Origin of the sequence: Drancourtella massiliensis (assembly GCF_016900655.1) — a bacterium.
In the GTDB taxonomy this organism is placed as follows: domain Bacteria; phylum Bacillota; class Clostridia; order Lachnospirales; family Lachnospiraceae; genus Sellimonas; species Sellimonas catena.
Window position 1 is genome coordinate 36,449 of record NZ_JACJKH010000008.1, and the last position, 24,416, is coordinate 60,864.

General features: G+C 48.3%; 19 protein-coding genes. 18 read left to right on the plus strand and 1 reads right to left on the minus strand.

Going from position 1 to position 24,416, the window contains the following annotated elements:
- Nucleotides 1-15 precede the first annotated feature (15 nt).
- A complete protein-coding gene (locus tag H6A32_RS05905; protein WP_204863927.1) occupies nt 16-891 on the minus strand; it encodes an arginase in 876 nt (291 codons plus the stop codon).
- A 108-nt stretch (nt 892-999) separates the two neighbouring features.
- On the opposite strand from H6A32_RS05905, the gene H6A32_RS05910 reads away from it, so the two are divergent.
- From H6A32_RS05910 to H6A32_RS05995, 18 genes are all read left to right on the plus strand, one after another.
- Nucleotides 1,000-2,535: a UDP-N-acetylmuramoyl-L-alanyl-D-glutamate--2,6-diaminopimelate ligase gene (locus H6A32_RS05910; RefSeq protein ID WP_204863928.1), complete on the plus strand. Its 1,536-nt coding sequence runs from the start codon at nt 1,000-1,002 to the stop codon at nt 2,533-2,535.
- Nucleotides 2,514-4,742 carry a replication restart helicase PriA gene (gene priA, locus H6A32_RS05915; RefSeq protein WP_204863929.1) on the plus strand — a complete coding sequence of 743 codons (2,229 nt, stop codon included), beginning with the start codon at nt 2,514-2,516 and terminating at the stop codon, nt 4,740-4,742. Before H6A32_RS05910 ends, priA begins: the two co-directional genes overlap by 22 nt.
- Nucleotides 4,743-4,763: 21 nt before the next feature.
- Nucleotides 4,764-5,234: a peptide deformylase gene (gene def, locus H6A32_RS05920; RefSeq protein ID WP_087169288.1), complete on the plus strand. Its 471-nt coding sequence runs from the start codon at nt 4,764-4,766 to the stop codon at nt 5,232-5,234.
- 18 nt (nt 5,235-5,252) lie between these two features.
- Nucleotides 5,253-6,197, plus strand: a complete 945-nt coding sequence (gene fmt / locus H6A32_RS05925; RefSeq protein ID WP_087169289.1) for a methionyl-tRNA formyltransferase — start codon at nt 5,253-5,255, stop codon at nt 6,195-6,197.
- Nucleotides 6,198-6,224: 27 nt separating this feature from the next.
- Nucleotides 6,225-6,929, plus strand: coding sequence for a zinc metallopeptidase (locus H6A32_RS05930; RefSeq protein ID WP_204863930.1), 705 nt, complete (start codon nt 6,225-6,227; stop codon nt 6,927-6,929).
- Nucleotides 6,922-8,232 (plus strand): 16S rRNA (cytosine(967)-C(5))-methyltransferase RsmB, encoded by a 1,311-nt coding sequence (gene rsmB, locus H6A32_RS05935; RefSeq protein ID WP_138373516.1) that lies wholly within the window; start codon nt 6,922-6,924, stop codon nt 8,230-8,232. Before H6A32_RS05930 ends, rsmB begins: the two co-directional genes overlap by 8 nt.
- Nucleotides 8,233-9,303: a 23S rRNA (adenine(2503)-C(2))-methyltransferase RlmN gene (rlmN, locus tag H6A32_RS05940; RefSeq protein WP_118636579.1), complete on the plus strand. Its 1,071-nt coding sequence runs from the start codon at nt 8,233-8,235 to the stop codon at nt 9,301-9,303. It begins immediately after the preceding gene.
- Entirely contained in the window at nt 9,281-10,024 is a 744-nt protein-coding gene (locus tag H6A32_RS05945) for a Stp1/IreP family PP2C-type Ser/Thr phosphatase (RefSeq protein WP_087169293.1), read from the plus strand. Before rlmN ends, H6A32_RS05945 begins: the two co-directional genes overlap by 23 nt.
- Nucleotides 10,018-12,123 carry a Stk1 family PASTA domain-containing Ser/Thr kinase gene (gene pknB, locus H6A32_RS05950; protein ID WP_204863931.1) on the plus strand — a complete coding sequence of 702 codons (2,106 nt, stop codon included), beginning with the start codon at nt 10,018-10,020 and terminating at the stop codon, nt 12,121-12,123. The genes H6A32_RS05945 and pknB overlap by 7 nt, the downstream gene beginning before the upstream one ends.
- 35 nt (nt 12,124-12,158) lie before the next feature.
- A complete protein-coding gene (gene rsgA / locus H6A32_RS05955; protein ID WP_087169295.1) occupies nt 12,159-13,037 on the plus strand; it encodes a ribosome small subunit-dependent GTPase A in 879 nt (292 codons plus the stop codon).
- A gap of 11 nt (nt 13,038-13,048) precedes the next feature.
- Nucleotides 13,049-13,711 carry a ribulose-phosphate 3-epimerase gene (rpe, locus tag H6A32_RS05960; RefSeq protein ID WP_191434724.1) on the plus strand — a complete coding sequence of 221 codons (663 nt, stop codon included), beginning with the start codon at nt 13,049-13,051 and terminating at the stop codon, nt 13,709-13,711.
- Nucleotides 13,704-14,360: a thiamine diphosphokinase gene (locus H6A32_RS05965; RefSeq protein ID WP_087169297.1), complete on the plus strand. Its 657-nt coding sequence runs from the start codon at nt 13,704-13,706 to the stop codon at nt 14,358-14,360. Before rpe ends, H6A32_RS05965 begins: the two co-directional genes overlap by 8 nt.
- A gap of 31 nt (nt 14,361-14,391) precedes the next feature.
- Nucleotides 14,392-15,492 (plus strand): redox-regulated ATPase YchF, encoded by a 1,101-nt coding sequence (gene ychF, locus H6A32_RS05970; RefSeq protein ID WP_087254013.1) that lies wholly within the window; start codon nt 14,392-14,394, stop codon nt 15,490-15,492.
- A 182-nt stretch (nt 15,493-15,674) separates the two neighbouring features.
- Nucleotides 15,675-19,208, plus strand: a complete 3,534-nt coding sequence (gene nifJ / locus H6A32_RS05975; RefSeq protein ID WP_087169299.1) for a pyruvate:ferredoxin (flavodoxin) oxidoreductase — start codon at nt 15,675-15,677, stop codon at nt 19,206-19,208.
- Nucleotides 19,209-19,683: 475 nt separating this feature from the next.
- On the plus strand, nt 19,684-20,754 hold the full coding sequence (locus tag H6A32_RS05980) for a M24 family metallopeptidase (RefSeq protein ID WP_087169482.1): 1,071 nt from the start codon (nt 19,684-19,686) through the stop codon (nt 20,752-20,754).
- A gap of 16 nt (nt 20,755-20,770) precedes the next feature.
- Complete coding sequence (locus H6A32_RS05985) at nt 20,771-22,408, plus strand: peptide ABC transporter substrate-binding protein (protein WP_087254024.1); 1,638 nt, start codon at nt 20,771-20,773, stop codon at nt 22,406-22,408.
- Between the two features lie 149 nt (nt 22,409-22,557).
- Entirely contained in the window at nt 22,558-23,478 is a 921-nt protein-coding gene (locus tag H6A32_RS05990; RefSeq protein WP_087254027.1) for an ABC transporter permease, read from the plus strand.
- Nucleotides 23,479-23,492: 14 nt separating this feature from the next.
- Nucleotides 23,493-24,416, plus strand: a complete 924-nt coding sequence (locus H6A32_RS05995) for an ABC transporter permease (protein ID WP_087254030.1) — start codon at nt 23,493-23,495, stop codon at nt 24,414-24,416.

Below are 24,416 nucleotides of genomic sequence, written 5' to 3' on the forward strand. Positions count from 1 at the left end.
CCCCGGCATCATTTGTCAGAAGGCCTCTTTTCGTTCGGCGTTTGTGATAAAGTCAACCAGCTCGGAGACAAAGTCGGCGGTCCGGTTATCGCGGTCAAACTCCTGGTTGAACTCGACGATATCATACGATACAATCGGCAGTTCTTTCATCAGAGTTCCCATCATTTCATAGACTTCTTCTTCCGTAAAGCCGCTTTTGACAGGAACAGACACTCCCGGCATCAGGGCCGGATCCATGGAGTCAATGTCAAAGCTCAGATGGAAGTAGTTCAGACGGGAGAGATACTGTACCGCCTCGGAGAGACACGAAGCCAGTCCCTTTTTGCAGATCTCCGGATAGGTATAGAAGCGGATCCCAAGATCCTTCATGATCGTAAGCTCCGGCGGATCAATATCACGAAGTCCAAGATATACAATGTTCTCAGGGCGGACCTTGGCACCCGGGTGTAAGAATCCGGTGAGTTTAGGATCGCCAAGTCCCAGAAGAGAAGCTACCGGCACACCGTGAATATTTCCGGTTACCGTCGTGGCATCCGTATTGATATCCGCATGGGCATCGATATAGATCAGTCCGATTTCCTCCTGAAAGTGATCCTTTACATAGACGCTGGCAGCCGAGGCAGAGCCCATCACCACACTGTGGTCACCGCCCAGAAACAAAGGCGTCTTTCCCGTCTCAAATACAGAATACATATACTGGGCGATGCTCTGACAAGTAGCAGCCACGGTATTCCGGTTTTTTAATACGCAGTCCGGATCTTCCTCCATGATGATTTCCGGAAGCTTTACAATTCTTAAATTTTCGTAACGATTTCTCAGATAATCCAGACTATATTTCAGTCCTGGTGCGCCAACCCCAAAGTGCATCGGACATCCAAAAATACTGAACATAGCAACCTCCAATGATATAGTTTTTGTGCCTAACCAGTATAACATGAGGGTATGGAAAAGACAAGGAGGGCTCTAAGATGACGGTTGGCGAAAAGTAACAATTATGCTATGATTACTTATATTGATAGTAAGAACTGTCAGAAAGTATGCGGGCTTATGAGAGCAGTTGAGCTTTTACAGGCAGTCCGGTATGAGCCGGCAGGAGAGAAGATCCGGTTTCCGGACAGAGAGATTTCCGGAGTCAGCATCGATTCCAGAGACTGCCGGGAGGGTTCGGTGTTTGTATGCATCCGGGGAAGCGTATGCAACGGGAGCCGCTATGCAAAAGAAGCGGTCCGGCATGGAGCAAAGGTTCTGGTGGCAGCAAAAGAAGAGCAGGAACTGATCGGTAAGATACTTGGGCAATTCCCGGAATGTGAAGGAGTCCTTGTAGAGGATGAGCGGGAGGCAGCGGCCCTTCTGGCGGCAAGGTACGAAGGAGAACCGTCGAGATCCATGACGATGATCGGCGTGACAGGAACAAAGGGAAAGACGACGACAGTCAGCATGATCCGGAAGATCTTATCGGAGGCCGGAATCCGGACCGGAATGATCGGAACGACCGGGCAGTTTGACGGGAAGGAGCATCTGCCGTCCGAACATACGACGCCGGATGCGGTGACCTTGCAGAGAAGTCTCGCAAGAATGAGGAAAAATGCCTGCCGTGCCTGTGTGATGGAAGTATCCTCCCAGGCATTGAAGCTTCAGAGAACGAAGGGGATCTGCTTTGATACCGGCGTGTTTTTGAATCTGGGGGATGATCATATCGGAAGATTTGAGCACGCGGACAAAGAGGAATATCTGGCATGTAAGAGGAAGCTGTTTTTGCAGAGCCGGGAGGCAGTGGTCAATGCGGATGATCCGGCATGGAAGCAGATGCTTGCGGGTACGGGATGTCCGTTTCAGACCTTTGGTATCCGAAATGGAGACTTCCGGGCGGTAAAGATACGGACGGAAAGCTTTGTCCAGGGGCATCCGGGAGTGGAGTTTGACATCGGGAAGGTGCATTTTCAGATCCCGGCACCCGGAATCTTTACCGTATACAATGCGCTGGCAGCTGTCCGTGTCTGTATGCAGTACGGCGTGACGCCGAAGACGGCAGCCGGATCCCTTCTTGATTTTCAGGTAAAGGGACGGATGCAGTTTTTCTCCATCCCGGGAGGAGGAGAGGCGGTCATCGATTACGCGCACAATGCCATGAGCCTTGAAAGTGTGCTTACGACGCTTCGGGCATACCGACCGGCCCGGCTGATTACGGTGTTTGGCTGCGGAGGCCAGAGGGCGAAGGAACGTAGATTTCAGATGGGCGAAGTCTCGGGAAGACTGTCGGATCTGACGGTGATTACATCTGACAATCCAAGATGGGAGGCCCCGGAGGCGATTATGGATGACATCGAGACCGGAGTACGAAAGACAGACGGGAAGTATCTTCGGATCACGGAACGGAAAGAAGCAGTGAAACAGGCGGTGGAGATGGCAGGACCGGGCGATCTGGTTGTGATCGCGGGAAAAGGCCACGAGAATACCCAGGAGATTCAGGGTGTTTTCTATCGGATGGATGAACAGGAATTGGTAGAGGAAGCATGTACGCAGAAATTATTATAGATATCACACATGAAAAACTGGACCGGATCTTTGAGTATAAGGTGCCGGAAGAACTGGAAGGGACACTTGCCGTCGGAAGCAGCGTTCTGGTTCCGTTTGGAAACGGGGACAAAGTCCGAACAGGTTTTATCATCGGATTTTCGGAAAAGAGCAGCTTTGATCCGGCAAAGATCAAAGAGATCAGGGGAAAAGCTCCGAAAAGTATCCGGATCGAGGAGAATCTGGTAGCGCTGGCAGCCTGGATGAAAGAGCATTACGGCGGTACGATGATCCAGGCGCTTAAGACGGTCTGGCCGGTAAAGAAACAGGAGCGTCCAAAAGAAAAGCGGATCATCCGCCGGACTGTCACAGAGGAAGAAGGAAGAGAGTGGCTTGCTCTGTTCCAAAGGAAGAATCAGAAGGCAAGGGCAAGGCTTTTGGAGGCGCTTCTGGAAAATGAGGAGCTGGATTACGGCTGGATTTTGAGAAAGCTTGGACTGACCGCTTCGGTTGTCCGGGCACTGGAGGAAATGCAGATTCTTACCGTGGATACAGAAACGGTATGGAGAAATCCGGTCAAGGCATCGGAAGAGTCCCAAAAGCAGATTGAATATACAACAGAGCAGAAAGAAGCAATCCGGATTTTCAAGGAGGATTTCCAGCGGGGAAATCCCGGCACCTATCTTCTGTACGGTGTGACAGGAAGCGGAAAGACGGAAGTTTACATGGAGATGATCCGAAGCGTTGTACAAAGCGGCAGGCAGGCGATTGTCCTGATCCCGGAGATTGCATTGACCTATCAGACGGTCATGCGGTTTGTGCGGGTATTTGGAAACCGGGTGTCCATTATGAATTCCAGACTGTCTGCCGGGGAACGCTATGACCAGATGATGCGGGCGAAGAATGGTGAGATCGATGTGATGATCGGCCCAAGGTCGGCGCTTTTTACCCCGTTTGAGCATTTGGGTCTGATTGTGATTGACGAAGAGCATGAGACGACTTATAAGAGCGAACAGGTACCAAGGTATCATGCAAGGGAGACCGCGATCGAGAGGGCCAGAATCGAAGGGGCGGGCGTGGTGCTCGGATCGGCAACGCCATCGCTGGAAGCCTTTGAAGGATGCAGGAGAGGGCAGTACCGCCTGCTCCGCCTGACCCAAAGGGTGAAGAAGCAGAAGATGGCCGAGGTGTCCGTGATTGATATGCGAAAGGAACTGCAAAAAGGAAACCGCTCCATTTTAAGTGACTGTTTACGGGAGAAGATCGAGGACCGGCTGAAGCGGCGGGAACAGGTTATGCTTTTCCTGAACCGGAGGGGATTTGCGGGCTTCCTGTCTTGCAGGTCCTGCGGATATGTAGTAAAATGTCCTCATTGCGACGTGTCTTTATCCTGGCACAGAGGGGGACGGATGGTCTGCCATTACTGCGGGTATGAGGAACCGATGATTCATACCTGCCCGTCCTGCGGTTCCCCTCACATCGGAGCCTTTAAGGCAGGGACGCAGCAGGTGGAAGATCTGATCCGGAAAGAGTTTCCGGAGGCAAAGGTGCTTCGGATGGATCTGGATACGACAAGAGGGAAGGAAAGCTACGAGACTATTCTCTCGTCGTTTGCAGATCAGGAGGCCGATATTCTGATCGGTACCCAGATGATCGTAAAGGGACATGATTTTCCAAATGTCACCCTGGTCGGGGTGCTGGCGGCGGATCTTTCCCTTTATATCAGTGACTACCGGGCGGCAGAGCGGACTTTTGCGCTTCTTTGTCAGGCGGCAGGCCGTGCAGGCCGGGGGGATCTGCCGGGAGAAGCGGTGATCCAGAGCTACAATCCGGAGCATTACAGCATACAGGCCGCGGCAAGGCAGGACTACGAGGCGTTCTTTGCGGAGGAGATGAAGTTCAGGACGCTGATGGGATATCCGCCGGCGGCTCACCTGATGGCGGTGCTGATGACGAGCGAAGATGAGGCGCTTTTAAATAAAGGGGCCTACTATCTAAAGCTGTTTGCGGGCAGGATCCGGACGGATGCAGGGCTTGAGATCATCGGGCCTGCCAGTCCTGCCATCGGAAAGGTGAAGGATCAGTACCGGAAAGTGCTTTATCTGAAGCATGAGGATTACCGCGTGCTGACAGAGGCAAAGGATAAGATGGAACAATATATTGAGATTAATGAAGGATTTCAAAACATCCGGATCCAGTTTGACTTTGATCCGGTTCAGACATTTTAATAGTAAAGAGAGGGATTCATTATGGCAATCAGAAAGATACGGGAAGTTGGAGATGACGTACTGGAAAAGCAGTGCAAAAAGGTGGACAAGATGACACTTCGGACGAAGATCCTCATTCAGGATATGTTCGATACGATGTATGACGCAATGGGAGTCGGACTTGCGGCTCCGCAGGTTGGCATCTTAAAGCAGATCATCACCATTGATGTAGGAGATCAGCCGATCGTGCTGATCAACCCGGAAATCATTGAATCGGACGGCACGCAGACCGGGGAGGAAGGATGTTTAAGTCTTCCGGGCAAATACGGCATTGTAACCCGTCCGAACCATGTCAAAGTGCGGGCGCTCAACGAGGACATGGAAGAAGTCATCTGGGAGGGAGAAGGCCTCCTTGCAAGAGCATTCTGTCATGAGATTGATCATCTCTCCGGCCTGATGTACATGCGTCTTGCAGAAGACGGCATCCATGACAATGCAGCGGAAGAAGAATAGAAAGGACTGTGACAGAGTATGAAAGTCATTTTTATGGGAACACCGGATTTTTCCGTCGGAACACTGGAGGCGCTTCTTGAGGCAGGACATGAGGTTGTCCTTGCGGTGACACAGCCGGACAAGCCGAAGGGAAGAGGAAAGGAAATGCAGTTTCCTCCGGTCAAGGAGACGGCTCTTCGGCATGGAATTGAGGTTTACCAGCCAAGAAGGATCCGGGAAAAAGAATGTATCGAGAAACTTGCCGCCTATCAGGCGGACATCATGGTTGTCATCGCTTTTGGACAGATTCTGCCAAAAGAGATTCTGGAGATGACGCCGTATGGCTGTGTCAATGTTCATGCCTCCCTGCTTCCGAAGTACCGGGGCGCGGCGCCGATTCAGTGGGCCGTGATCAACGGGGAAAAGGAAAGCGGAGTGACGACCATGCAGATGGATGAAGGGCTGGATACCGGAGACATGCTGTTAAAGACAACGATTGTTCTGGATGAAAAGGAGACGGGAGGAAGCCTTCACGACAAACTTTCAGATGCCGGGGCAAAGCTTTGTGTTGAAACATTAAAACGTCTGGAGGAAGGAAGCATCCAGCCGGAAAAGCAGGGAGAAAGCCCGACGGAATATGCCCGGATGCTGAATAAAGCGATGGGAGCCATTGACTGGAATCAGGATGCGGTTTCTATTGAACGGCTGATCCGTGGTTTAAATCCATGGCCAAGTGCATATACTACATGGGACAACAAGACAATGAAAATCTGGGATGCGGATGTGACAGAAGATGTGCCGGGAACGGAAGATGCCGGACCGGGAGAGATCACGGCAGTGTCCAAAAAGGATTTCACAATAAAGACCGGAGAGAAGAGTCTGGTGATCCGGGAGCTTCAGATTCCGGGGAAAAAGCGGATGGACGCGGGTGCATTTCTGCGTGGATATCCGCTGGAAGCAGGAATGAGTTTAGGGGAGAACTGATCTGAATAAAGAAAGGGAGAGGTAGAAATGCCATTTTACTATTACTATGATCCGACGTACAGCCTTGTACTGATCGGGCTCCTCCTTTGCCTTGCGGCATCGGCACGGGTCCGTTCCACCTATGCAAAGTACGGGAGAGTGCGGAGCCGTTCCGGGCTCACCGGACGGGAGGCTGCCGAGCGGATTCTGCGAAGCGCAGGGATCTACGATGTGCGGATCGAGCATGTGAGCGGAAATCTGACGGATCACTTTGATCCGGGAAACAGGGTACTGCGCCTGTCAGATGCCACATATCAGTCTGCTTCTGTAGCGGCGGTTGGAGTGGCGGCCCACGAGTGCGGACACGCGATCCAGCATTCACGGGGATATGCGCCGTTGAAAATCAGAAGCGCTATCGTTCCGGTGGCGAATTTTGGATCGGCCATCGCATGGCCATTGATCCTTCTGGGACTGTTATTCAACAGCCGTTCTTCGTATCTGCTGATCCAGATCGGGATTCTGGCATTTTCGTTTGCCGTTTTGTTTCAGCTTGTTACCCTTCCGGTGGAGTTCAACGCATCGAGAAGGGCAGTGCAGATTCTGGGAGAGAGCGGGATGCTGATTCCGGATGAGCTCTCCATGACGAAGAAAGTATTACGGGCTGCGGCGCTGACCTATGTGGCAGGAGCCGCCTCGGCGATTCTGCAGCTTCTGCGTATCATTCTGCTGACAGGAGGAAGACGGCGTGAATAAACCGATCGAAGAAAGAGAACTGATTCTTGCCATTTTGCTGGAAGTGACAAGAGACAAGGTGCCGGGCCACCTGGCCCTGTCAAGAGTCCTTAGCAAGTATCAGTATCTGGATAAAAGAGAACGTGCCTTCATCACAAGGGTGACGGAAGGAACGCTGGAGCATATGATCGAGATTGATTACATCATCGATCAGTTTTCCAAAACAAAAACAGCAAAAATGAAGCCGGTTATCCGTATTATTTTAAGAAGCGCGGTCTACCAGCTGAAGTATATGGATCAGGTACCGGCCTCCGCAGTCTGCAATGAGGCGGTAAGACTTGCAAAGAAGAGAGGATTTCAGAATCTTTCCGGATTTGTCAATGGAGTACTTAGGACCATCGCAAGACAGATGGATCAGGTGAAGCTTCCGGAGCATCCTCTTTCCAGACGTCTTTCTGTGCAGTATTCCATTCCGGAATGGATGGTGGAAATGTGGCTTTCGAGCTATCCGGAAGAGACGGTGGAGAAGATGCTTTCCTTTATGATGGAAGAGCATCCGACCTGTATACGGTTTGACCCGGAACGGATCACCAAAGAGGAAATCAAAGCCCGCCTGAAAGAAGACGGAGTGGAAAAAGTGGAGGATCATCCGGTTCTCCCGTATGCGCTGTGGATTTCCGGATACGATTATCTGGGCGGCCTGGAAACATTTGAAGAAGGACTGTTTTATGTGCAGGATGCAAGTTCCATGATGGCGGTGGAAAGCCTGCCGGTCAAGAAAGGCGATTCGATTATCGATGTCTGTGCCGCGCCGGGCGGGAAAGCGCTCCATGCGGCGGAAAAGCTTGCGGGAACCGGGCATGTGGACGCCAGAGACCTGACGGAATATAAAGTGGGACTCATCGAAGAGAATATCGGGCGCAGCGGGCTTACCAATATCAGCGCGCGGCAGCAGGACGCAAGAGTGTGCGATGAGGCTTCGGTTGAAACGGCGGACATCGTCATTGCCGATCTTCCATGTTCCGGCCTTGGCGTACTTGCCACAAAGAAAGATATCCGTTACAATATGACGCCGGAGACACAAAAAGAGCTTGCCGCGCTTCAGCGGGAGATCTTGTCCGTGGTGCACCGTTATGTGAAGCCGGGCGGAACGCTTCTTTACAGCACCTGCACCATCAACCGGGAGGAGAACGAGGAAAATACAGCCTGGTTTCTGGAACAGCACAGGGAGTTTACGCTTGAAAAGGAAAAACAGTTCCTTCCGGGCATTGATCCGTGCGACGGATTTTACATAGCAGTTATGAAAAAACAGGAGTCGAAATAGATGGAAAAGAAAGATATTGCGTCCTATACTCTTCAGGAACTGGAAGACGAGATGAAAGCCATCGGTGAAAAGCCGTTCCGGGCAAAGCAGATTTACGAGTGGATTCATGTAAAACTGGTGGAATCCTTTGATGAGATGACCAACGTATCCAAAGCTCTCCGGGAAAAGCTGGACCGGGAGTATGAGATCGCGACGGTAAGTCTGGTGGAACGGCAGATTTCCGGAATCGACGGAACGAACAAATTTCTCTTTGAGCTTTCGGACGGAAACATGATTGAGAGTGTCCTGATGAAATATAAACACGGAAACAGCATCTGCATTTCCTCCCAGGTGGGATGCAGGATGGGGTGCCGCTTCTGCGCGTCAACCATCGGCGGACTGGTGCGAAACCTCACCGCGTCAGAGATGCTGAGAGAAGTATATGAAGTGCAGAAAATCAGCGGGGAGCGGATCTCGAACATCGTTGTGATGGGAACGGGCGAACCCCTTGACAATTATGAGAATTTCGTCCGGTTTATCCGGATGGTCAGCGACGGGCACGGGCTTCACATCAGCCAGAGAAACATCACCGCATCCACCTGCGGGATTGTGCCGAATATCCGGCGCCTGGCGGATGAGAAATTTCAGATCACGCTGGCGCTTTCCCTTCACGGATCCAACCAGGAGAAGCGTAAATCACTTATGCCCGTGGCAAATAAATATGAGCTGTCTGAAGTCCTTGCGGCGTGTGACGAGTACTTTGAAAAGACCGGAAGAAGGATCACGTTTGAGTACAGTCTGGTGCACGGGGTCAACGATACAGAAGAAGACATCCGGGAGCTGACGGCCCTTTTGAAGCATAGAAACTGCCACCTGAATCTGATTCCGGTCAACCCGGTAAGGGAAAATAATTTCAAAAGACCGGATAAAAAAACTGCAGGGATTTTTCAAAATAAACTTGAAAAAAATGGGATTAATGTTACTATAAGAAGAGAAATGGGCTCTGATATTGACGGAGCCTGTGGTCAGCTCAGAATAAAACACAGAGACAATAATAAGGAGAATGAAAATGAAAACATTTTCAATGACTGATATTGGAAGAAAAAGAGAGGTCAATCAGGACTACGTGTTCGCTACAGATGAAACGATCGGGAATCTCCCGAATCTTCTTGTGGTAGCTGACGGAATGGGCGGACATCGTGCGGGTGACTTTGCTTCCAGGTTTACCGTGGAGGTTCTGGCCGAAGAGGTACAGAACTGCAAAGAGACCCATCCTGAGACGATTCTTGGAAACTCGATCCAGGCGGCAAACGAGCGGCTTTTAGAAGAGGCCGAAAAGGACAACAGGCTGGAGGGCATGGGAACGACGCTGGTTGCGGCCACGATACTGGATCATGTACTTTATTTTGCAAATGTCGGAGACAGCAGGCTCTATCTGATCAACAAGGAGATCCGCCAGCTTTCCAAAGACCACTCCATGGTGGAAGAGATGGTAAGGCTTGGAGGACTGACAGAAGAGGAGGCAAAGCATCATCCGGATAAAAATATCATCACACGTGCGATCGGGGTGAAGCAGAAAGTAGAGCCGGACTTTTTTGAGTACCGCTTAAAGGGCGGAGACATCATACTGATGTGCAGCGACGGCCTCACGAATATGGTAGATGACGATGAAATTTTTCAGATTGTAAAGAGCGCACGTGATATAGTGGAAGCAGTGGAAAGTCTAATTCAAAGAGCAAATGAAAACGGCGGCTCGGATAATATTGGAGTAGTACTGGCGCAGCCGTATGCAGATGAGGTGAGTGTATGGTAAAAGATGGTATTGTATTAGGGGAGCGGTATGAGATCCTCAGTAAGATCGGTGCCGGAGGCATGGCCGATGTTTACAAAGGACGCGACAATGTACTGAATCGTTATGTTGCCGTCAAAGTACTGAAAAAAGAATACCGGGAAGATGAAACCTATGTGAAGAAGTTCCGGTCGGAGGCTCAGGCCGCAGCCGGAATCATGAATCCGAATATTGTCAATGTCTATGATGTAGGCGTGGACCGCGGACTTTATTATATGGTAATGGAGCTGGTAGAGGGAATCACGCTGAAAGAATATATCGCAAAGAAAGAAAAGCTGACACCGAAAGAGGTAATCAGCATCACACTTCAGGTATGTGCCGGCATGGAGGCGGTACATAAAGGCCACATCATTCATCGTGATATCAAACCGCAGAATATTATTATTTCAAATGAAGGAAAGGTAAAAGTAACCGACTTCGGTATTGCCAAGGCGGCAAGCTCTAATACAACGAGTTCCAATGCCATGGGATCGGTCCACTATACTTCACCGGAACAGGCAAGAGGGGGCTTTTCCGATGAAAAGAGCGACATCTATTCCATCGGTATTACGATGTATGAAATGGTGACCGGTCGTGTGCCGTTTGACGGAGATTCCACAGTTGCGATTGCCATGAAGCATCTCCAGGAAGAGATCGTGCCGCCGTCAGAGTACGTGCCGATGCCGTACAGTCTTGAGCAGATCATCTTAAAATGTACTCAGAAGAATCCGGATCTGAGATATCCAAACGTGACACTGCTCGCACAGGATCTTAGAAGATCACTTTCCGATCCGAATGGTGATTTCGTGAAGAACGGCGCTGCCGCATACGGTGCAGGCGCTGATACTGTCATGATTTCCGAGTCAGACAGAAGGAAACTTCAGAATCAGTACGATGACGAGTATGATGATGACGACAGATACGACGATGAGTACGATGACGGATACGACGATGACTATGACGATGGTTACGACGATGACGATTACGATACAAGAAACCTGAAAACCCACAGGAACAAAGAGGAACACACCGGCAAGAAGCCGAAGATGAGCAATATGATGAAGATCATTATTGCGCTGGTGGCAGTCCTTGTTGTCTGTGCGGCAGCTTACGGAATCGGAAGCGCGGTAGGCCTTTTTGGAGGAGGCTCCGGCAGTCAGGAAGAGGAAGAAGTCCGTATGGCGGACGTTCCGAATCTTGCCAACCTTGGCCTGACAGAAGACCAGGCAAGAGAAGCTGCCGAGAAAGCAGGATTCAAGCTGGAAGTATCCGGCACCGAAGCGTCTGACCAGGACGAAGGTACTGTCATCGATCAGGATCCGGAATATGGAGAAGAGGCTGAGAGAGGAAGCACGATCAATGTTGTTTTAAGTGCAGGACCGTCGACCGTGACTGTTCCGGATGTAACCGGTGATGATGTCAGCACGGCAACCGAGAAGATTGAGGCCGAAGGACTCAGCGTGGGTTCCACAAGTGAAGAGTACAGCGATGAGTACGATGAAGGAGAAGTGATCCGGACGACACCGTCTTCCGGCAGTGAGGTGGAAGAAGGCTCCACAGTTAATCTGGTAGTCAGCCAGGGAGTAAATCCGGAGGATGAGATGGTGACAGTTCAGAGCTTTGTCGGCATGCCGGAGAGAAATCTGACATCCTGGGCGGAAGATAATGGCATCAACGTAGACCGGTCCGAGGACTACAGTGATGATGTGGGCGTAGGAAGAATCATTTCCCAGTCTCTGACATCCGGCACTGTGGCAAAAGGCACGACCATCAGCTACGTGGTGAGCCTTGGAGGAGAGCCGGACGAAGAAGAACCGTCGGACAGCAGTAATAATAATGACAACAACAGCAGTGACAATACCAATAATGGAGGAAGCGATTCCTCATCCGGAAACGATTCCGGATCTTCTACATCTTCGGATGGACCGGTCTGGGAGAGTAACATCGCATCCTGGGTACAGGAAAACGGAAATCCGAAATATAATGTGGAATACGAGGAAAATTCTTCAGTAAGCCGTGGACAGGTGATCCGTTACGAACAGAATTCTGACGGAAGTTACACCTTCTATGTAAGCCTCGGCTAAGGACAGGATGCGGACAAACATACAAGGAGACTTTCATGAAGGGTAAGATTGTGAAAGGAATTGCCGGATTCTACTACGTTCACGTAGTAGAATCCGGTGTTTATGAATGTAAGGCAAAAGGGATCTTCCGAAAGGAGAAGATCAAACCGCTTGTAGGAGACAATGTCGAAATTGATGTGATCAATGAGTCGGAGAAAACGGGGAATATCACAGAGATCCTGCCAAGGAAAAATGAACTGATTCGTCCGGCGGTCGCAAATATCGATCAGGCACTGATTGTATTCGCGGTGACAAGCCCCAAACCCCATCTGAATCTGCTGGACAGGTTTCTGATTATGATGGAGAGCAAATCCATTCCGGTGACGCTCTGCTTTAATAAAAAGGATCTGGCAGACGAAAAAGAATGGGAACTGTTAAAAGAGACTTATGAAGCCTGCGGCTATCCGGTTATATTTACCAGCGCCGCAAAAGAGGAGAATATCGATCAGGTAAGGAAGATCCTGGAAGGAAAGACGACTGCCCTTGCGGGACCGTCCGGTGTGGGAAAATCCTCACTGATCAATCTGCTGGATCCGAATGCCAATATGGAGACCGGAGAAATCAGCAGGAAGATTGAACGGGGACGCCACACAACGAGACATTCCGAACTGTTTTCCATTGGCGGGGAGACCTATATCATGGATACGCCGGGATTTGGTTCGCTGTATGTGAATGATTTTGAAAAAGAAGATCTGAAGGATTATTTCCGTGAATTCAGACCTTACGAGGGAAGCTGCCGTTTTCAGGGATGCAGCCACATCCATGAACCGGGATGCGAGGTAAAGGAGGCACTTTCAGAAGGATTCATTCCGAAGAGCAGATATGAAAATTATCTGGAGATGTACCGCGAACTGGAGCAGAAAAAGCGATATTGAGGAGGAAAAGCATGAAATATATTTTGGCGCCGTCTCTTTTGGCGGCAGATTTTAAATGTCTTGCCGGGCAGATGAAAATGACAGAGGAAAACGGGGCAGAGTACCTGCACTTTGATGTAATGGACGGGATGTTTGTACCAAGTATCTCTTTCGGGATGCCGGTATTAAAGTCCATCAAAGGAGCTACAGAGCAGGTGATGGACGTGCATCTGATGGTTCAGGAACCGGTCCGCTATGTGAAAGATTTTGCAGATGCAGGCGCGGATATCATTACGATCCATCTGGAAGCATGTCAGGATGTGAAGGAAACGATTCAGAAAATTAAGAACTGCGGGAAGAAGGCAGGGATTTCCATCTGTCCGCAGACGGATGCGGATCAGCTGCTCCCGTATATGGAACTTGTGGACATGATTCTTGTCATGAGTGTACAGCCTGGATTTGGAGGACAGAAGTTTATTCCGGAATCCATTGAAAAGATCAGGAAGGTACGCCGGATGATTACGGAATGCGGCCGGGACATTGATCTGGAAGTGGATGGAGGAATCTATCAGGACAATGTAGAGGAAGTGCTGAAAGCAGGGGCGAATGTAATTGTTGCAGGATCCGCGGTATTTGGCGGAGATCCGGGACAAAATACAAAGGCTATGATGGAGAGATTAAGACAATATGAGTAGAGTGACAATCATCATCAGCGGAGGCGCGATTAACGATAATTTCGCACTTTCCGTACTGGAATCTTACGAATCGAAACGTATCATCGGAGTGGATAAAGGAGTGGAGTTTCTGTACAGGCACAAAATTGAGCCGGAGTACATTGTAGGGGATTTTGACAGTATCTCAGAAGAAGTAATCCGCTATTACCGGGAGGAGACGAAAATTCCGATCCGGGAGTATAATCCGGTCAAGGATGCATCGGATACAGAGATCGCAATCCGGCTTGCCATTACACTTGGCTGCGACCGGATGATTATTCTGGGAGCAACGGGATGCAGGATTGACCATGTCTGGGCCAATGTACAGTCTCTGGAAATTGCCAGAAAGGCAGGAATACAGGCGGAGATTCTGGATTCATGCAACAGGATCCGGCTCTGCGACCGGGAAGTGCGCCTGAAACGGCGCAATGCATTCGGGAAATATTTTTCCCTGTTCCCGTTTGGAGGAGAGGTGGAAGATCTCACGATCCGTGGAGCGAAATATCCGCTGAACCATCATCACCTGCTCCCGAACGACAGTCTCTGTGTCAGCAACGAGATCGCGGAAGACGAGCTTGTGATCACGTTTGCATACGGAACACTGATTTTGATGGAAACAAAAGACGAGTAAGAAATTTACAAAGAGAATGGAGAGAAATTAAATGAAACTTGGAATCGTAGGATTACCGAACGTAGGGAAGAGTACGCTGTTTAATTCCCTGACAAAGGCAGGAGCGGAATCAGCCAACTACCCGTTCTGTACAATTGACCCGAATGTGGGCGTCGTAACTGTACCGGACGAGAGATTGAATGTGCTGGCGGACATGTACCAGACAAAAAAGATCGTTCCGGCTGTCATTGAATTCGTAGATATTGCGGGACTTGTAAAAGGTGCATCCAAAGGAGAGGGGCTTGGCAACCAGTTCCTTGCCAATATTAGGGAAGTGGACGCCATCGTCCATGTGGTAAGATGCTTTGAGAACAGCAATATCGTTCACGTAGATGGAAGCATCAATCCGCTCCGTGATATAGAGACCATCAATCTGGAGCTGATCTTCTCCGATCTGGAAGTGCTGGAACGCCGTATCAGCAAGCAGATCCGGGCGGCAAGAAACGACAAGGCGGCAGCAAAAGAAGTGGACCTGATGCAGAGAATCAAGGCGCATCTGGAAGACGGAAAAATGGCAGGAAGCTTTACGGATATCCGGGATGAAGAGGAAGAAGAGTGGATGAACAGCTACAATCTCCTCACAGCAAAACCGGTGATCTTTGCGGCCAACGTATCGGAAGACGATCTGGCAGATGACGGCGCCTCCAATGAGGGGGTACAGAAGGTCAGAGAATTTGCCAAAGAAGCAGGTTATGAAGTCTTTGTGGTCTGCGCTGAGATCGAGCAGGAGATCGCAGAGCTTGAGGACGACGAAAAGCAGATGTTCCTCGAGGATCTTGGCCTGAAAGAATCCGGACTGGAAAAACTGATCAAGGCAAGCTACAGTCTCCTTGGCCTGATCAGCTACCTGACAGCAGGAGAGCCGGAAGTCCGTGCATGGACGATCAAGAAAGGGACAAAGGCACCTCAGGCAGCCGGAAAGATTCATTCTGATTTCGAAAGAGGATTTATCCGCGCGGAAGTAGTTGCATACGATGACCTGATTGCCTGCGGCAACATGACAGCCGCAAAAGAGAAAGGCCTCGTCCGTTCCGAAGGAAAAGAATATGTCGTAAAAGACGGGGACGTAGTACTGTTCCGGTTTAACGTATAACAACTTCAAAAACAACAGGGAAGCCGTACAGCTGTCGGGAAACGACGGCTGTGCGGCTTTTTGTTCAGAAAAAGGTGCAAAAATCTGGGACAAGTATACTGGACTTTTACAGGTAATGGCGATATAATATAAATATCTATGAATTTAGAAACATTTTTTGAAACTTAAGGAGGAATAAAGAAATGGGAAGATCAATGAAAACCATGGATGGTAACCATGCTGCTGCTCATGCTTCTTATGCATACAGCGATGTAGCTGCGATCTATCCGATTACCCCTTCATCTGTTATGGCAGAAGCTACAGATGAGTGGGCTACCCAGGGAAGAAAGAACATTTTTGGACAGGAAGTTCAGGTTACGGAGATGCAGTCCGAGGCCGGAGCAGCAGGTGCCGTACACGGCTCTCTTGCAGCAGGTGCCCTGACAACTACATACACAGCATCTCAGGGACTCCTTCTGATGATCCCGAACCTGTACAAGATTGCAGGCGAACAGCTTCCGGGTGTGTTCAATGTATCTGCCCGTGCGCTTGCAAGCCACGCGCTCTCCATCTTCGGAGATCATTCCGACGTATACGCATGCCGTCAGACAGGATGCGCAATGCTTTGTGAATCAAGCGTTCAGGAAGTTATGGACCTGACACCGGTTGCTCACTGTGCGGCAATCAAAGGACGCCTTCCGTTCATCAACTTCTTCGACGGATTCCGTACATCTCACGAAATCCAGAAGATCGAGACATGGGATTACGAAGATCTGAAAGATCTCGTTGACATGGATGCGATCGATGCATTCCGTAAGCACGCGTTAAATCCAAATCATCCTTGCGAAAGAGGATCCGCTCAGAACCCTGACGTATTCTTCCAGGCAAGAGAAGCATGTAATCCGTACTATGACGCAATGCCGGCCATCGTTCAGGAATACATGGACAAAGTAAACGCAAAGATCGGAACAAACTACAAACTGTTCAACTACCACGGAGCAGAGGATGCTGAGCATGTAATCATTGCTATGGGATCTGTATGTGAGACAATCGATGAGACTGTTGACTACCTGCTTGCAAAAGGACAGAAAGTCGGAGTCGTAAAAGTACGTCTTTACAGACCATTCAGCGCTGAAGCACTTGTAAATGCAATTCCGGAAAGCGTAAAAGTGATCTCCGTTCTCGACAGAACAAAAGAGCCGGGAGCACAGGGCGAGCCGCTTTACCTTGACGTTGTTGCAGCATTAAAAGGAACAAAATTCGACGGCGTGAAGATCCTCACAGGACGTTACGGATTAGGTTCCAAAGATACGACACCGGCTCAGATCGTTGCCGTATACAACAACACAGAAAAAGAAAAATTCACAATCGGTATCGTTGATGATGTGACACACCTGTCACTGGACGAAGGTGAACCGCTTGTTACAACACCGGAAGGAACAATCAACTGCAAATTCTGGGGACTTGGAGCAGACGGTACTGTCGGAGCTAACAAGAACTCCATCAAGATCATCGGTGATAATACAGATATGTATGCACAGGCATACTTTGATTATGACTCTAAGAAATCAGGCGGTGTGACAATGTCTCACTTACGTTTCGGTAAGAAACCGATCAAGTCCACTTACCTGATCAAGAAAGCAAACTTTGTTGCATGCCACAACCCGTCCTATATCAACAAATACAACATGGTACAGGAACTCGTTGACGGAGGAACATTCCTTCTGAACTGTCCATGGGATATGGAAGGACTGGAGAAACACCTTCCGGGACAGGTAAAAGCATTTATTGCAAACCACAACATCAAGTTCTACGTAATCGATGGTATCAAGATCGGTAAAGAGATCGGACTTGGCGGACGTATCAACACAATCCTTCAGTCTGCATTCTTCAAACTGGCAGCCATCATTCCGGAGGAAGAAGCGATCGACCTGATGAAGAAAGCAGCAAAAGCTACTTACGGAAGAAAAGGTGACAAGATCGTTCAGATGAACTATGATGCAATCGATGCAGGTGCAAAACAGGTTGTTGAAGTAACTGTACCGGAAAGCTGGAAAGATGCAGCTGACGAAGGTTTATTCACACCGGAAGTAAAAGGCGGAAGAAAAGAAGTTGTAGACTTCGTTAAGAATATCCAGGCAAAAGTAAACGCTCAGGAAGGCAACTCTCTGCCGGTATCTGCATTTACAGAATACGTAGATGGTACAACACCGTCAGGAACAGCTGCTTACGAAAAACGTGGTATCGCAGTGGATATCCCGATCTGGCAGCCGGAGAACTGTATCCAGTGTAACCGTTGTGCGTATGTATGTCCGCACGCAGTTATCCGTCCGGTAGCTCTGACAGAGGAAGAAGCTGCAAACGCACCGGAAGGAATTCAGACAATTCCGATGATCGGTATGCCGGATATGAAGTTTACCATGACAGTCTCCGCTTACGACTGTACAGGATGCGGCTCCTGCGCAAATGTATGTCCTGGAAAGAAGGGCGAGAAGGCTCTCGTTATGGGCAACATGGAAGCAAATGCGGGCGAGCAGGTATACTTCGATTTCGGAAGAGAAATTCCGGTAAAACCAGAAGTAGTAGCAAAATTCAAAGAAAATACTGTAAAGGGAAGCCAGTTCAAACAGCCGCTGCTTGAGTTCTCAGGCGCATGTGCAGGATGTGGTGAGACACCTTACGCAAAACTTGTTACACAGTTATTCGGTGACAGAATGTACATCGCAAACGCAACAGGATGTTCTTCTATCTGGGGTAACTCCTCACCGTCCACACCATACACAGTAAACGCAGAAGGCAAGGGACCAGCATGGTCTAACTCCCTCTTCGAAGACAACGCTGAGTTTGGATATGGTATGCTTCTTGCAAACAAGGCAATCAGAAATGGATTAAAGACAAAAGTAGAGTCTGTTGCAGCATCTGAAAACGCTTCTGAAGAAGTAAAAGCAGCATGTCAGGAATGGCTTGATACATTCTCCTGCGGCGCAACAAACGGAACAGCTACAGACAAACTGGTAGAAGTTCTTTCAGGATGCGACTGCGAAGTATGCAAAGACATCGTAAACAATAAAGATTTCCTCGCTAAGAAGTCACAGTGGATCTTCGGCGGAGACGGATGGGCATATGACATCGGATTCGGCGGACTTGACCACGTACTTGCAAGCGGACAGGATATCAACATCATGGTATTCGATACAGAGGTTTACTCCAACACAGGCGGACAGTCCTCCAAGGCTACAAAGACAGGTGCGGTAGCACAGTTTGCAGCAGGCGGAAAAGAAACCAAGAAGAAAGACCTTGCAGGTATCGCGATGAGCTACGGCTATGTATACGTTGCTCAGATCGCAATGGGAGCTGACTTCAATCAGACAGTAAAAGCGATCTCCGAGGCTGAGGCTTATCCGGGACCGTCACTGATCATTGCTTACGCTCCATGTATCAACCATGGTATCAAGAAGGGTATGAGCAAAGCTCAGACAGAAGAACAGCTCGCAGTAGAGTGCGGATACTGGAACAACTTCCGCTTCAACCCGGCTGCAGAGAACAAGTTCACACTTGACAGCAAGGCTCCGACAGGAGACTACCAGGAATTCCTCAACGGAGAAGTTCGTTACAACTCTCTTGTAAGACAGGATCCGGAAAAAGCAAAAGTTTTATTTGCAAAGAACGAACAGGAAGCAAAGGAAAGATACGAATATCTGAACAAACTTGTTACACTGTACGGCAAAACAGAATAATTGAATGCCAGAAACTGACAGATGATTTACAATACAGGGACGTATTACGGTACGTCCCTGTATTTTTTTCGCCTATAAGAGGCTGTTCTGCATAAACTTTCTTTATAAGTGAAAAAATTGTATAAAACTGTCGGATATTCGTACAAGTAAAGAATAAAAATACGCTAAAAATGAATAAAAATACAGAAAGTGACAACTTTACTAAAAATTTAAGTTTTCAATTATGTGAAAAACTAAACAAAAACTGAACTGTATTCTAGTATATCTTGCACAAGTGTTTTTAGAAAGCGAACAAATTGAGCGACAATAGTAGAAAAGAGAAGAAAAATAATTGAAAATGATAAAAAGCTAACAAATAAAACAAAAAAATATCAAATAATATAAAAAAACATGACAAAATGTTTGTTGTCAGGTTGACAATCATAAATGAATAGTGATAATATAAATATACATTTTAGATAGGGGGTACAATCAGATGGATACTATCCAGAAGCTGAGAATATATATGGAAGAGAAGAAGGTAGATTCTTTCTTTATTGCCAAGCCAGCTAATGTCCGTTACATCAGTTCCTATACCGGTGAAGATTCTTATCTGTTCATTACACAGAAGAAGCAGTTCTTCATCACTGATCCACGTTATACAGAACAGGCATCTTATGAATGTCCTGATTACGAAGTGGTCAACTGGAGGACGCCGAACAATACGATCGGAATGACGGTACAGAAACTGGCGTCAGAAGAAGGGGCAAAAACAATTGCTTTTGAGGAAGATTATCTCACCTTCTCTTTTTATGAATCTATCCGGAGCCAGGGCGCGACAGAGATGGTACCGACGGTTAATGTGATCGAAGAGTTCCGTTCTGTTAAGACCAGCGAAGAAGAAGGATATCTAAGAGCAGCATGTGAGATTGCATCCAGAGCATTTGATAAGATTATTAAAGATATCCGTGTCGGAATGACAGAAAAGGAGCTGGCATCCAGACTTTCCCATTACATGGTAATGGAAGGGGCGGACACCAAGCCGTACGGCGGGATTTTGATATCAGGAGCAAGGACATCACTTCTTCACGGCATTCCGTCCAGCAAAGCCATCGAATACGGTGACTTCGTCCTGATGGATTACGGATGTCAGTTCAATGGTTATCTTTCTGACATGACAAGAACTGTTGTAGTCGGAAAGGCGACAGAGAAGCAGAAAGAAGTCTACAATCTCTGCCGTCAGATGACCGAAGATGTAGAGGCGGCGATTAAGCCGGGAGTGACAGGTACCGAGTGTTATGAGGCATCACTGAAAGCGATCAAGGACACAGAGTATCTGCAATACAATTACGGAGGGATCGGCCATGGCGTCGGCCTGTTCGTACATGAGCTTCCATTTATCGGAAGCAACAGCAAAGATGTTCTCCAAGAGGGGAACATTATGACGGTAGAACCGGGGATTTATATACCGGGATGGGGCGGTGTCCGGGTCGAAGATCAGGGACTTGTCACAGCAAAGGGATATGAAAACCTGATAAGTGCTACACATGAGTTAATAGAGCTTTAAAAAAGGAGGACACATTATGAAGAGAAAAGTATTTGCAGCGCTGCTTGCAACAGCGATGGTAGGAACCATGCTTGCCGGATGCGGCACACCTGGAAGCGGCGGAAGCGACGGCGGCGGGACCAGTGATGAAAAAGTGTTCCGTTATTCCACATCCACAGAGCCGACTACACTGGACCCGACAAAAGGTAACTGTATCCCTGACAACGAGATTGCACATGCTCTGACAGAGAGTCTTGTTCGTAATACAGGCGGAGAGATTGAACCGGGTGTTGCTGAGAGCTGGGAAGTTTCCGAAGACGGACTGACTTATACATTCCATCTGAATCCGGATGCAAAATGGAGTGATGGAGAACAGATTAAAGCACAGGATTTTGTTTACAGCTGGCAGAGGCTGATGAATCCGGATACAGCGGCACCGTACGCATTCATCGGTGAATACCTGAAAAACGGTCTTGCTGTAGAAAAAGGTCAGATGGATCCATCTCAGCTTGGCGTAGTGGCACAGGACGATACGACACTTGTTGTTACTCTGGAGCGCCCGACGGCTTACTTTTTAAGTCTGATTGGTTCTTCTGCACAGTATGCACCGCTCCGTCAGGATATCGTAGAACAGTACGGCAGTGATTTCGCAGCTGACTACGAGAAGAATGTATACTCCGGACCATTTGTTCTGACAAAATCTTCTGACAACCAGTGGTTCTTCGAGCCAAACGAAGAGTACTGGAACAGAGATGCAATTAAACTGGATCGCGTAGAATTAAACTATGTACAGAATCCAGATACCGCTCTTGCAATGTATGAAGATGGTGAACTGGATTATGTTTCCATCCCGACAGCGGCAATTTCTACATATGAAGGAAAAGACAATACTTTCCTTAATGGTAACGTAGACTACTTCTACTTCAACATGGACGGAAGCTGTCCGGAACTTGCTAATAAAAATATGCGTCTCGCATTAAACTATGCACTGAATAGAAATGAATACAATGAGCTTGTAAACTATGGATACTATAAACCAAGCAACGGTCTTGTATTCAGCGGACTTACCGGAGTGGAATCCACATATGGTGAAGAGTCCAATCTGAACTCTTATCCGCTTGACGGCGATGATGCAAAGGCAAAAGAATATCTGAATGCAGCATTATCTGAACTTGGATATTCTGATCCTTCTGAAGTGACGCTGACACTGACCACATCTGACAATGAAAGCTCCAAGAAACAGGCTGAGGTTTGTCAGGAAATGTGGAACAGTACACTTGGCATCAACGTTGAAATTGAACAGGTTACATACAATGAAGTACTGACACGTCAGGCAGATGGCGAATATGAAATTATCTGGGCAGGCTGGGGATCTGACTATGATGACCCGTACAGCTATCTGGAGCTCTTTATGTCCAGCAGTGCTTATAACTACAGTGGATTTAAAAATGACCAGTATGATCAGCTGATGACAGCTACTCAGACAGAAGTTGATACAGCAAAACGTATGGACATGATGCATCAGGCAGAGCAGATCCTGATTGATGAAGGAGCATTCCTTCCGCAGGCAGAACGTGAAATTCATTATCTGATCGATGATGATGTGAAAGATGTAACATTCTTCTATTGTGCAATTAATATCGACTGGGTATATGCAGATATTGCAGCCGAATAATTCTGATCAATATCAATAATTAAGACAAATTCCGCTGCCCGGAAAAACCGGGCAGCGGATTCTTGAAAAGACAGGGATGACCCAGGAAAGCCCAAAGGTGGGGATCTGATCTTTCCTGGGCCATCTCGCTAACAACAGGAGGAAGAAGGATGGCAAAATATATTTTAAAACGAGTGGTGGCAGCCATTCTGACGATCTGGGTACTGATCACCATCGTATTTTTCCTTGTACGTCTGATGCCGGGTGAACCGTTTACGAGCGCGAAACTGACACCGGAAGTAAAGGCAAACATGGAAGCATACTACGGATTTGACAAGCCGATGATCGTACAGTATGGAACCTATATGGCAAATCTGCTTCAAGGAGATTTTGGATACTCTATGAAGTACACAAACAGAACAGTAAACGACCTGATCGGTGAGACGTTCCCGTACTCTGCAGATCTTGGTATCCGCGGTCTTGTGATGGCGGTTTCGATCGGTTTGATTCTGGGAATTATTTCGGCAAGAAACAGAGGAAAGAAAATCGACTTCTTCTGTGTTATTGTCGCCGTGCTGGGAACCAGTATCCCCGATTTTATCATGGGAGCTGTACTCCAGTATTTCTTCGGAATCAAATGGGGACTGTTCCCGGTGGCGAGATATGAAGGAATCGAGTATACGATTCTCCCGGCGTTCGCGCTTTCGTTCTACACGCTGGCATCTGTCTCACGTATCATGCGTGCAAGTATGCTGGAGGTAACATCACAGGATTATATTAAGACAGCACGTTCCAAAGGAGTATCGGAGCTTCGGATTACATGCAAACATCAGATCCGGAATGCAATCATGCCGGTTATGACTGTTATGGGTCCGACAGTTGCATCTGTGCTGACCGGTACATTCGTAATCGAATCTATTTTCGCAATTCCTGGAATGGGACGTCACTATGTACAGAGTGTATCCAACAACGACTATTCCATGGTGCTTGGAATGACTGTGTTCTATGGTATCTTCCTTGTATTGTGTAACCTGATTGTCGATGTATTATACGGCGTTGCTGACCCACGTGTACGTATCGGAAAGAAATAAGGTAGGTGAGAGACATGGCAGAATTAAAAAAAGATCAATTTATAATTAAAGGAAAAGATACGGTCCGTATGGAAAGTATCAGCCGCCCGTCTCTTTCCTTCTGGCAGGATGCGTGGAGACGGCTTCGGAAAAATAAAAGTGCGGTTGTCGGGCTTTGTATCGTAGTGTTGTATGCACTGCTTGCGATTTTTGCTCCGATTTTCAGCCCGTATACACAGTCTGAGATGGACGTGAGTTCGCAGAATGCATTTATTTCGGCAGCACACTGGCTGGGATGTGATTCCACCGGACGTGACCTCTGGACACGTATCTGGATGGGAGCCCGTGTATCCCTTTCCATCGGTCTGATTTCCGCAGTACTGAATATGTGTGTGGGAGCAGTCATCGGAGGGCTCTGCGGTTTCTACGGCGGCAAGCTTGATATGATCGTCATGCGTATTGTCGATCTTCTCTATGGTATTCCGAGTCTTATCATTACCATCCTTGTCATGATGGTACTTGGTAAAGGAATCACTCCATTGATCGTGGCAATGTGTGTTGTTGGATGGATCGGCACATGCCGTTTCGTTCGTGGTGAAGTTTACCGGATCAAAGAGCAGGATTTCGTTATGGCAGCGAAAGTGCTTGGAGTACCGGATTTTACAATTATTATCAGACATATTATTCCGAATATCCTTGGTATGCTGATTACCAACCTTTGTATGGCAATCCCGGGAGCAATTTTCCAGGAAGCGTTCCTTTCCTATATCGGACTTGGTATTACGCCTCCGGACTGCAGCTGGGGTGTTATCTGTAAAGAGGGAATTCAGTTCCTGCGCTATTATCCGCATCAGATCCTGATTCCGGCATTCTTTGTCTGCACGACAATGCTGGCGCTGAACCTTCTTGGCAACGGACTTAGAGACGCGGTTGACCCGAAACTGCGTGGAACGGAATAG

Bases quoted from the DNA above. Each gene is read 5' to 3' on its own strand.
- H6A32_RS05905 (WP_204863927.1), bottom strand. From the start codon at position 891: ATGTTCAGTATTTTTGGATGTCCGATGCACTTTGGGGTTGGCGCACCA.
- H6A32_RS05910 (WP_204863928.1), top strand. From the start codon at position 1,000: ATGATTACTTATATTGATAGTAAGAACTGTCAGAAAGTATGCGGGCTT.
- priA (WP_204863929.1), top strand. From the start codon at position 2,514: ATGTACGCAGAAATTATTATAGATATCACACATGAAAAACTGGACCGG.
- def (WP_087169288.1), top strand. From the start codon at position 4,764: ATGGCAATCAGAAAGATACGGGAAGTTGGAGATGACGTACTGGAAAAG.
- fmt (WP_087169289.1), top strand. From the start codon at position 5,253: ATGAAAGTCATTTTTATGGGAACACCGGATTTTTCCGTCGGAACACTG.
- H6A32_RS05930 (WP_204863930.1), top strand. From the start codon at position 6,225: ATGCCATTTTACTATTACTATGATCCGACGTACAGCCTTGTACTGATC.
- rlmN (WP_118636579.1), top strand. From the start codon at position 8,233: ATGGAAAAGAAAGATATTGCGTCCTATACTCTTCAGGAACTGGAAGAC.
- H6A32_RS05945 (WP_087169293.1), top strand. From the start codon at position 9,281: ATGAAAACATTTTCAATGACTGATATTGGAAGAAAAAGAGAGGTCAAT.
- pknB (WP_204863931.1), top strand. From the start codon at position 10,018: ATGGTAAAAGATGGTATTGTATTAGGGGAGCGGTATGAGATCCTCAGT.
- rsgA (WP_087169295.1), top strand. From the start codon at position 12,159: ATGAAGGGTAAGATTGTGAAAGGAATTGCCGGATTCTACTACGTTCAC.
- rpe (WP_191434724.1), top strand. From the start codon at position 13,049: ATGAAATATATTTTGGCGCCGTCTCTTTTGGCGGCAGATTTTAAATGT.
- H6A32_RS05965 (WP_087169297.1), top strand. From the start codon at position 13,704: ATGAGTAGAGTGACAATCATCATCAGCGGAGGCGCGATTAACGATAAT.
- ychF (WP_087254013.1), top strand. From the start codon at position 14,392: ATGAAACTTGGAATCGTAGGATTACCGAACGTAGGGAAGAGTACGCTG.
- nifJ (WP_087169299.1), top strand. From the start codon at position 15,675: ATGGGAAGATCAATGAAAACCATGGATGGTAACCATGCTGCTGCTCAT.
- H6A32_RS05980 (WP_087169482.1), top strand. From the start codon at position 19,684: ATGGATACTATCCAGAAGCTGAGAATATATATGGAAGAGAAGAAGGTA.
- H6A32_RS05985 (WP_087254024.1), top strand. From the start codon at position 20,771: ATGAAGAGAAAAGTATTTGCAGCGCTGCTTGCAACAGCGATGGTAGGA.
- H6A32_RS05990 (WP_087254027.1), top strand. From the start codon at position 22,558: ATGGCAAAATATATTTTAAAACGAGTGGTGGCAGCCATTCTGACGATC.
- H6A32_RS05995 (WP_087254030.1), top strand. From the start codon at position 23,493: ATGGCAGAATTAAAAAAAGATCAATTTATAATTAAAGGAAAAGATACG.